Source organism: Streptomyces sp. NPDC048197 (genome assembly GCF_043202395.1).
GTDB lineage: Bacteria > Actinomycetota > Actinomycetes > Streptomycetales > Streptomycetaceae > Streptomyces > Streptomyces siderophoricus.
Map to the genome: position 1 here is coordinate 353,905 of NZ_JBIDAJ010000005.1, position 8,729 is coordinate 362,633.

The 8,729-nt window shown below is 74.2% G+C and carries 8 protein-coding genes; 3 read left to right on the top strand and 5 right to left on the bottom strand.

The genetic code is table 11. The features are described 5' to 3' along the window. Positions 1–38: 38 nt before the first annotated feature. From ACGF4C_RS10375 to ACGF4C_RS10390, 4 genes are all read right to left on the bottom strand, one after another. A complete protein-coding gene (locus tag ACGF4C_RS10375; RefSeq protein ID WP_393565024.1) occupies positions 39–1,025 on the bottom strand; it encodes an MASE1 domain-containing protein in 987 nt (328 codons plus the stop codon). A gap of 1 nt (position 1,026) precedes the next feature. Beyond that, on the bottom strand, positions 1,027–1,923 hold the full coding sequence (locus tag ACGF4C_RS10380) for a PP2C family protein-serine/threonine phosphatase (protein WP_393564986.1): 897 nt from the start codon (positions 1,921–1,923) through the stop codon (positions 1,027–1,029). A gap of 150 nt (positions 1,924–2,073) precedes the next feature. Continuing rightward, on the bottom strand, positions 2,074–3,660 hold the full coding sequence (locus ACGF4C_RS10385; protein ID WP_393565026.1) for an APC family permease: 1,587 nt from the start codon (positions 3,658–3,660) through the stop codon (positions 2,074–2,076). Positions 3,661–3,849: 189 nt separating this feature from the next. Beyond that, a complete protein-coding gene (locus ACGF4C_RS10390) occupies positions 3,850–4,641 on the bottom strand; it encodes an ArsR/SmtB family transcription factor (protein ID WP_393564988.1) in 792 nt (263 codons plus the stop codon). 64 nt (positions 4,642–4,705) lie between these two features. Here ACGF4C_RS10390 and ACGF4C_RS10395 point away from each other — a divergent pair, with 64 nt between their 5' ends. Both ACGF4C_RS10395 and ACGF4C_RS10400 read left to right on the top strand, forming a co-directional pair. Next, positions 4,706–6,196 (top strand): MFS transporter, encoded by a 1,491-nt coding sequence (locus tag ACGF4C_RS10395; protein WP_393564990.1) that lies wholly within the window; start codon positions 4,706–4,708, stop codon positions 6,194–6,196. Continuing rightward, the gene (locus tag ACGF4C_RS10400) at positions 6,193–6,447 is read left to right on the top strand and encodes a hypothetical protein (RefSeq protein WP_393564991.1); all 255 of its coding nucleotides are present in this window, start codon (positions 6,193–6,195) and stop codon (positions 6,445–6,447) included. The genes ACGF4C_RS10395 and ACGF4C_RS10400 overlap by 4 nt, the downstream gene beginning before the upstream one ends. Positions 6,448–6,469: 22 nt before the next feature. Here ACGF4C_RS10400 and ACGF4C_RS10405 read toward each other — a convergent pair whose 3' ends face one another. Beyond that, positions 6,470–6,853, bottom strand: coding sequence for an acyl-CoA carboxylase subunit epsilon (locus tag ACGF4C_RS10405; protein WP_393564992.1), 384 nt, complete (start codon positions 6,851–6,853; stop codon positions 6,470–6,472). 321 nt (positions 6,854–7,174) lie between these two features. Between ACGF4C_RS10405 and efeB the strand changes: the two genes are divergently transcribed. Further along, positions 7,175–8,428, top strand: coding sequence for an iron uptake transporter deferrochelatase/peroxidase subunit (gene efeB / locus ACGF4C_RS10410; RefSeq protein ID WP_393564994.1), 1,254 nt, complete (start codon positions 7,175–7,177; stop codon positions 8,426–8,428). The last annotated feature ends 301 nt before the right edge of the window (positions 8,429–8,729 follow it).

An 8,729-nucleotide genomic window follows, 5' to 3' on the forward strand; every position in this document is an offset into this window, starting at 1 on the left:
CAGGCGTCGCGAGGCAGGCGGGAGTTTGACGACAGGGCCTAGCGTCCGTCCTCCTCCGGCGGCCAGCGGCGCCGGCTCTCCCCCGGGGCGAGGCGGTCGACGACCTCGGCCAGTTCCGTGCAGGCCAGCTCGATCTTGCGGCGGACGGCGATCTGCTCGGTGACGATCGCCGACAGCAGCAGCGCGGTCAGCGCGGCGGAAGCGTTCAGCGCCTGCAGGTTGACCATGGCCTCCAACAGGCTCTGGCCCTCGAAGGGCCCGGTCCGGTCGGTCGCCGCCGAGATCGCCAGGACGGACACCACCAGCACACAGGGCGCCGCACCGGCCAGCTGGAAGCGCAGCGCCGCCCACACGATCACCGGGAAGACCAGGAACAGCAGCGACAGCGTGCTGTGCACCGCCAGGAGGGAGACGAGGACCGCGGCGGCCAGCAGCGCCGCCGCCTCGGCCGACCGGAACACGGGCAGCTCCCGGGGCGGCCGCAGGGTGCGGAAGGCGAGCACCAGCGGGGTGACGACGAGGACGCCCATCGCGTCGCCCACCCACCACGCCGCCCAGGTCCGCCAGAAGTCCCCGGCCGGCAGGTCACCGGTGATGACCTGGGTGCCGCTGCCGAAGGTCGCGCTGATCACCATGCCGGCGAACGCGCCCAGGGCGACCAGCGCGACGCCGTCCCGCAGCCGGTCCAGTTCGGTCCTGAACCCCACCTTGCGCAGCATCAGACAGGCGCACACCGGGGCGAGGGTGTTGCCCGTCATGATGGCGAGGACGGATCCGTCGAGCGGGCCGAGCGAGGCGACGACGAAGAGCGTGCCGAGGAAATAGGCCGGCCAGGTCCACAGCCCGATCAGCAGCAGGCTGCTGAGCGCGATGCCGGTGGGCGGCCATAAGGGCGTCACCACGGCACCGGCGACCACCACCTGCTCCAGCAGCCCGATCCGGGCGGACGCGTAGTAGACGGCGGCGAGGACGAGGATCGTCAGGGCTGCCGGTGCGAGACGGCGGAGTTGCTCGGTACGCACCACATCAGCCATCAGACAACGCCGGCGACCGGGCGCCGGCCACGACACGCGCGCCCCGCTCGCGCTTCACCCACTCCTGGCCCCCGGCGCCGTCGAAGCGCAGCACGAGCACCGCGGAGTCGTCGGTGTGCCCGGTCAGTTCCGCCACGCTCATCGCCGCCGCGGCGACCGCCGCCGGATCGCTGCCCGCGTTGGCCCGCACCAGCCGCATCACCTGCGTCAGCCCGGCCTCCATCGGGAACGACGGTCCCTCCACGACCCCGTCGGTGACCAGCGTGAACGCGCCCGCCATGGCGAGCCGGCGGCGGGTGACCGGGTACTCCTCCCCCGGCACGATGCCCAGCGGCAGGCCCCCGGCGTCGTCGGCGAGGCCGAACCGGCCGTCGGTGGTGGCCCAGATGGCCGGTACATGGCCGGCCCGGGCGCTGGTCAGCTCCCAGCCGGCCGGGTCGAAGCGGAGGAAGGTGCAGGTGGCGAAGAGCCCGCAGTCGACGGAGAGCAGCAGGTCGTTGGCGCGGCTGAGCACCTCGCCGGGGTCGGCGGCGTGCACGGCGACGGCCCGCAGCCCGAGCCGGATCTGGCCCATGAAGGCGGCCGCCTCCACGTCGTGGCCCTGCACGTCGCCGATGCAGAACGCCAGTGACCCGTCGGGCAGCGGAAAGCCGTCGTACCAGTCGCCGCCGATGTCCAGGCCGTGCCGGGCCGGGGCGTAGGTGGCGGCGGCGCGCAGCCCGGGGAGCTGCGGCAGCCGGGCCGGCAGCATCTCGCGCTGCAGCGCCTCGGCGAGCTCCACGCGGGCCCGCTGCTTCTCGGCGCCCTCCCGCGCCTGGGCGGTCAGCCGGCCGAGCGTGGCCAGCAGATCGTCGGCGCTCGCCGACCGCGGGGGACGACGCCGAAGCATGGATCGCTCCCGGGGGCATCGGTGCCTGGGCCACTGCGGCGGCGCGCTCCGTGCGGCTGATCCGCGGGGGCCTCCTGACCTGGGCTCACGGGGCTCTCGGAGGGAGCCCGCCTGTCCGGTTCATCATATTTCTGCGGGGTGACTTCCGCTTCACGACGCCGGGCCCTCCCCGGCCGCGGAGCGGTTCACCGCCAGATGGCGGACGCCGGACCGTACGGCCCAGAAGAAGACCCCGAGGGCGAGGACGCCCACCGTGATCGAGTCGTACGGGGCGGGCAGCCGGCCGGAGCCCTCGAAGGTGCCGAGCCCGGAGAGGGCGGTCAGGGCGAGGAGGTAGACCACCAGCCAGGCGCCGGTGCGCAGTTCGGCGGAGAGCGGACGGAGCGGCCCGGCGCCGTCGCTCTCGACGGCCGCGGTGCCGCCGCGGGCGCCCGGGCGCCGCATGACGAGGAAGATCAGCAGGCCGGCGAGGACCAGCGGCAGGGCCAGCCGCAGGTCGTGCCAGCCCGACCAGTAGACGAACTCGCTGGCCACGACGAAGCTGACCGGCGCGATCCAGCGCAGGCCGGGCACCCAGCCGGCGGTCTCCTCGCCCGGGGCGGCGCGGAACACCGCGACCGCGACCGCCGACGCGGCGTAGATCAGCAGGTACATGTCGCCCATGACGCTCACGATGTCCTGCCAGCCGCCGAAGGGCAGCAGGAAGACCACGATGACCAGGAGGTTGACGGCCAGCGCCCGGCGCGGGACGCCGAACCGCTCGTTGACCTTCATGAAGTACCGCGGGATCGTGCCGTTCTTGGCGAGCGCGTAGGTGTGCCGGGCGTCGATGGCCACACCGACGTACGCCGAGCCGCCGGGCGAGATCACCGCGTCCGCGTAGAGCAGGCTGGACAGCCAGTGCAGGTTGAGGATCAGGGCGAGCTGACCGAACGGCGAGTCGAAGGACACGCCCTGCCAGCCGTGGCCCAGCAGGCTCTCGGGGACGGTGAAGAGGAACGCCAGCTGCAGCGCCAGGTACATGGCCACGGCCAGGCCGATGCCGGTGAGGACCGCCCACGGGATGGTGCGGCGGGGGTTGCGGGTCTCGCCGGAGAAGTCCAGCGGGGCCTGGAAACCGTTGACGGAGTAGACGATGCCGCCGCCGGCCAGCGCGGTCAGGCAGGCCACGTAGCCGTACGGGGCGAAGCCGCCGTGGTCGGTGAGCCGGCCGGAGTTCCAGCCGGAGGCGAGCAGCGCGATCACGGTGACGACCGGTACGGCGATCTTGAACACCGAGATCAGGTTGTTCATCCGGGCGAACATCCGCACCGCGTACCAGTTCAGCGCCGTCAGCAGCACGCTGAGCCCGGCGGCCAGGCCGAGCCCGCCGAGGGTGAGGGTGTGGCCGTTGTAGAGGCCGGGGAGGTAGTGCGCCGTGTACTGCATGATCGCGCTGATCTCGGCCGCGGTGCCGCCCACGGACAGCAGGGTCGACCAGCCGATGAGGGTGCCGACCAGCCGGCCGCTGGCGAACAGCGGCCAGCGGACCGTACCGCCGCCCTCCGGCCGGGACGCGCCGAGCTCGATCAGCACCAGGGCGACCAGACCGCACAGCAGACCGGCGCCGACCCAGGACAGCAGCGCCGCCGGACCGGCCGTCTGCGCCGCGTACAGGGCCGCGAACAGCCAGCCGGAGCCGACGATGTTGGAGAAGCCGATGCCGGTCAGTCCCCAGAAGCCCAGGTCCCGGCGCAGCCGGCGCTCCTCGACCTGGACCTCCGGCGCGCCGGCCCCGTCGGACCCCGCTGATACGTGACTCTCCGCCACAAAAGACTCCTCGTCGCACTGTCCCGGCCGGGTCCCGGCCGGTGTCCCGGTTCGCCGGACCCTACTTGACCGGCACCGGAGAGGAATCCCCCGTCCGCACTACGGGCCTGCAGTGGGTCAGGAGAGGCGGTCCGCGGGCACCCCGAAGGTCACGGTCAGGCCCTCCCGGCCGGCGTCGGTGAGACGGACCACCCGCCGGTACGTGCCGTGCCGCAGCCAGTCCAGGGCGAACATGCGGGTGGTGAGGGCGGCGCCCAGCGCGCCGGCGAGGTGGTGGCGCTGTTCGCCCCAGTCGACGCAGTAGCGGACCGTGGGGCGGCGACGCGGCAGCCGGTCGGTGTCGACGCCGAAGGCGGTGAGCTCCCGGCGGCCGTGCGGGGTGAGGTGGTAGCTGACGGCGCCGGGGGCGGTGCCGTCGCCGCCCGCCGCAGCGTGCTCGGCGGTGAGGACGGCGCGCTCCTGGAGGGCGTCCATCAGGGCGACGCCGAGCCGGCCCGCCAGGTGGTCGTAGCAGAGGCGGGCGCGCAGGAGGGCCCTGGCGCGGGTGTCGGCGTTGAGCGAACGGACCGGCAACGGGCGGGCGATCAGGGCGAGTTGTTCGAGGGCGCGGGCGACGTCCGTGGTGGCGAGCCGGTAGTAGCGGTGCCGGCCGTCGAGCTCGACGGTGAGCAGCCGGGCGTCGAGGAGCCTGGCGAGGTGGCCGCTGATGGTGGAGTTGCTGACACCGGCCTCGGCGGCCAGTGCACTGGCCGGCAGTGCGCCGCCCCCGGCGAGCGCCAGCAGCACCTTGGCGCGGGAGGGGTCACCGATCGCCGCCGCGACGTGGGCGACGTCGGTCTCGGTACGGGCGTCGGTGCGGGCCTCCGCATCGCGGGGGCGGGTCTTCGCGGCTCGGGTCCGGGGCTCCATGTCTCGACGGTACGCCGACGACGTTTCGGCGGATGCCGTACCGATCTGGTCCGAGACTGGCCGCATGAACTGTCCGTCAGCCCTGCTCCGTGCCCCCGCCCCTGACCGCGATGGCCCCGGCCGGCCCTCCCTGCTGCCGCTGGTCGCGGTGTGCCTGGGGTACTTCATGGTCATTCTGGACGTCACCGTCGTCACCGTGGCGCTGCCGGTCATCGGGGCCCGGATGCACGCCGGGGTCACCGGCCTGCAGTGGGTGGTGGACGGTTACACCCTGGTGTTCGCCGCTCTGCTGCTGTTCTGCGGCGGCCTGGGCGACCGGCTGGGCGGGAAGTCCGTGTTCCTGGGCGGTCTGGTGGTGTTCACCCTCGCCTCGGCCGGCTGCGCACTGGCCCCGACGACCGCGGTGCTGGTCCTCGCCCGCCTGGCGCAGGGCCTGGGCGCGGCTCTGACGGTGCCGTCCTCGCTGGCGCTGCTGCGGACCGCGTACCCGGGCCGGGCGGCCCGGGCCCGGGCGTTCGGCGCGTGGGGCACGGTCGCCGGCCTCGCCGCGGGGGCCGGCCCGGTGCTCGGCGGGGTGCTCGTCGCGGGGCTCGGCTGGCGGTCGGTGTTCTTCCTGAACCTGCCGGTGGGCCTGGCCGCGCTGCTGCTGACCGTACGGTACGTGCCGCGGCCCCCGGCGGACGGGTCACGGCCGGGACTGGACCTTCCGGCCCAGCTGGCGGCGGCGGTCTGCCTGGGCGGGCCGGCCACCGGCTGCATCGAGGCCGGGGCGCTGGGCCCGGCCCATCCGGCGGTCCTCGGCGCATTCGCGGCCGGCGCCGCGGGCCTGGTGGCGTTCCTGGTGCTGGAGCGGCGCTCGCCGGCCCCGATGCTCCCGCTCACGCTCTTCCGCAACGCCGCCTTCTCCGCCTCCGCGGTCATCGGTGTGCTGCTCAACGCCGGTTTCTACGGGCTGCTGTTCCTGGCCCCGCTGTACTTCCAGCAGCTGCACCACTACAGCGCACTGCGGACGGGATGTGCGCTGCTGCCCGCCGTGGGCGTGGTGGCGGCCGGTTCGGCGCTCGCCGGGCGGCTGACCGCCCGTAGGGGACCGCGGCTGCCCATGGTGGTGGGCCTGCTGGTGGGCGCGGCCGGACTGGCCGGCTGGCTGGCCGCCGGGCCGGGCACGCCGTACGCGGTGCTGGTGGCGCCGATGGCGGCCGCCGGGTTCGGCACCGCGCTGACCATGCCGGCCGCCACCACGGCGGTGATGGAGGCCGCACCGGGCGGGCGGAGCGGCGCCGCGGCCGCGGTGTTCAACGCCGCCCGGCAGACCGGCAGCGCACTCGGCGTGGCGCTGTTCGGCACGCTGGTCGCCGGCGGCCTGATGACGGGCCTGCACACCTCGGTGGTCATCGGCGCCACGGGGTTCCTCGTCGCGGCCGCGCTCGCCGCGCGCCGGATTCCGGGCATCAACCGGCGGGAGCGGGTAGGAAGTGAGGAGGGAACAGAGGATCGATCGGTGCACGGGGGGATCCGTCCGTGGCCGGCGCACGAGGCGAGGAGAAGCCGATGACACTGCCCTGGCGTGAGGACGAGAGCTGGCGCCGCCGCTACCCGCAGCCGGGCCCCGACTGGACGCAGGGGATGCCGCAGGGCCCGACGGAACCGCTGACGCCCATGGGACGGATCGACCAGTACGGCAGGATGGGCAGCGCGCTGCGCGGCGGGTATGTCGCGCCCTGGCAGCGCAAGGTGATCCTCGGCTTCGTCCTCGGCGCCGTCGTGGTCACGGCGGTGGCGCTGCTGCTGGCCTTCTTCGGCTGACGAGGCACGGCCCGGCCGCGGCTCAGGCGCACGTCCAGCAGCCCGACCAGCAGGCGGAACGGTACGGGTGGTGCCCCGGTGCGTGCCGGCGGTCGGCCGGGCGTTCTTCCTCGGCCGGCTCCTGACCGTCGACGAGGGCCCGCAGTCCGGCGAGCCGGGCGGACAGCACGACGGTGAGCGCGGCGAGTTCCTCGGGTTCGGCATGCCCCCGTTCGATGCGGAAGGTCAGGCCGGGCGGCGCTTCCTCCGGCGGGCCCTGCTCGTCGACCGGCTGGGCGCCGAGCACCGTGACCAGGTCCAGCGGGAGGCCGGCGGGGTCGTCCGGCCGCGGCCGGCCGTTCGGTGTCCGCGCGCCGGCCGGCGGACTCTCGGCGGTCTGGGTGCTCTCGTCGGTGAAGGCGTTCATGTGCGGGGGTTCCTGGAGTCGGGGACGGGGCGCGGCCGGTGCCCGCCGGCCGCGTGGGGCGGCCCTGCCGGGAGCCGCGCCGGCCCCGGCCCGTGCCGTGTTCGGGCAGGTCACACGGGCGACGCTAAGAGCGCCCCGGCGCCCCCGCGCGCGGGGCGGCGGTCGGCTGCGCCGTTCGGGCGACCGGGCGGGGGCCCGAGGCGTGATATCCGGCGCCGAGGCCGTGTTGGTCCCGGCGCGTGCGCCCCCGGCGGCGAGCATCACGCACAGGTATGTGCAGGCACGCGGGTGCCGGATGACGCAGTCAGGATGGGCGGGACGATGAGATGTGATCAGGCCGGAGACGGGCGTGCCGCGGCACGGGGCGACGGGCGACGGGAATTCCTCAGATGTGCGGCCGGTGTCGCGGGGGTGGCGGCCGCCGGGAGCCTCGGCGGCGAGGCGGTCGCCGCGGACCGGCCGACGGCCGGGCGGCGGGGCGGCCGCGAGGACCTGCCCGACCGTGTGCCGTTCCACGGCCACCACCAGGCCGGTGTGGTGACGCCGCAGCAGCTCTTCGCGGGTTTCGTCGGTTTCGACGTGCTGGCCGAGGACCGCGACGGTCTGGTGGAACTGTTCCAGAAGCTCACCCACCGCTCCCGGGTCCTGACGGGCGGGGTGAAGCCGCGCGACGAGCGGGTGTCGTCGGAGCGCCCGACGCCGGACTCGCTCACCATCACGCTCGGCGTGGGCGCCTCGCTGTTCGACGACCGTTACGGGTTGTCCGGGCACAAGCCGCGCCATCTGAAGGCGATGCCGGCGTTCCCCGACGACCGGCTGGAGCCGTCCCGCTGCCACGGCGACCTGTCCCTGCAGATCTGCGGCGAGCACCCGGACGCCATCGTGCACGTACTGCGCGACCTGGCGCGGGAGACGGACGGCCTGCTGCGGCCGCGCTGGCGGACGGACGCCTTCCTCAACCCGTCCCGGCCCTCCGGGGCACGGCGCAACCTGCTGGGCTTCAAGGACGGCATCGTCAACCCGGACACCGAATCGGCCCGCGAGATGGACCGGCTGATGTGGGTGACACCGCCCTGCGGCGAGCCGGACTGGGCACTGGGCGGCTGCTACCAGGTGCTGCGGCTGATCCGCTTCCACGTGGAGAAGTGGGACAAGGTGCCGTTGCGGCGGCAGGAGAGGATCTTCGGCCGGCACAAGGCGAGCGGTGCGCCGCTGGACGGCCGGCACGAGACGGACGCACCGGACTACCGCAACGACCCGCACGGCCGGATCGTCCCGCTCGACTCCCACATCCGGCTGGCCAACCCGCGCACCCACCGGACGGACGGCTCCCGCTTCCTGCGGCGCAGTTACAACTACGACCAGGGCTTCGACCACACCGGCCGGATGGACCTCGGCCTGGTCTTCTGCGGCTACCAGCAGGACCCCGAGCGCCAGTTCGCGACCGTACAACGACGCCTGCAACACGAGCCGCTGGCCCGCTTCATCACCCCCATCGGCGGCGGCTACTTCTTCGTCCTCCCGGGCGTCCGCGACGAGGACGACTGGTTCGGCTCCCACCTCCTGAAGGCCTGACGCTGCGCTTTGCGGTGCCGCCCACGTACCTGTCTGTCCCGCCGCGGTTGTTGCTCGCCGTTGCGCTTTGCGGCGCCCCCGCACGTAGCCGTCTGTCCCACCGCGGGGCTTGTTCGCCGTTGCGCTTTGCGGCGCCCCGCACGTACTTGGCCGTCCCGCCGCGGGGCGTCTCGTCGTTGCGCCTGCGGCGGGCTGGGGTGTTGTTGGGTGCGGTGACGGGCCGGAGGGGCCGGTTGTGTGGACAGGTGTAGCGTTTATAGCACACAAACCCCCCCCCCCCCCCCCCCCCCCCCCCCCAGGC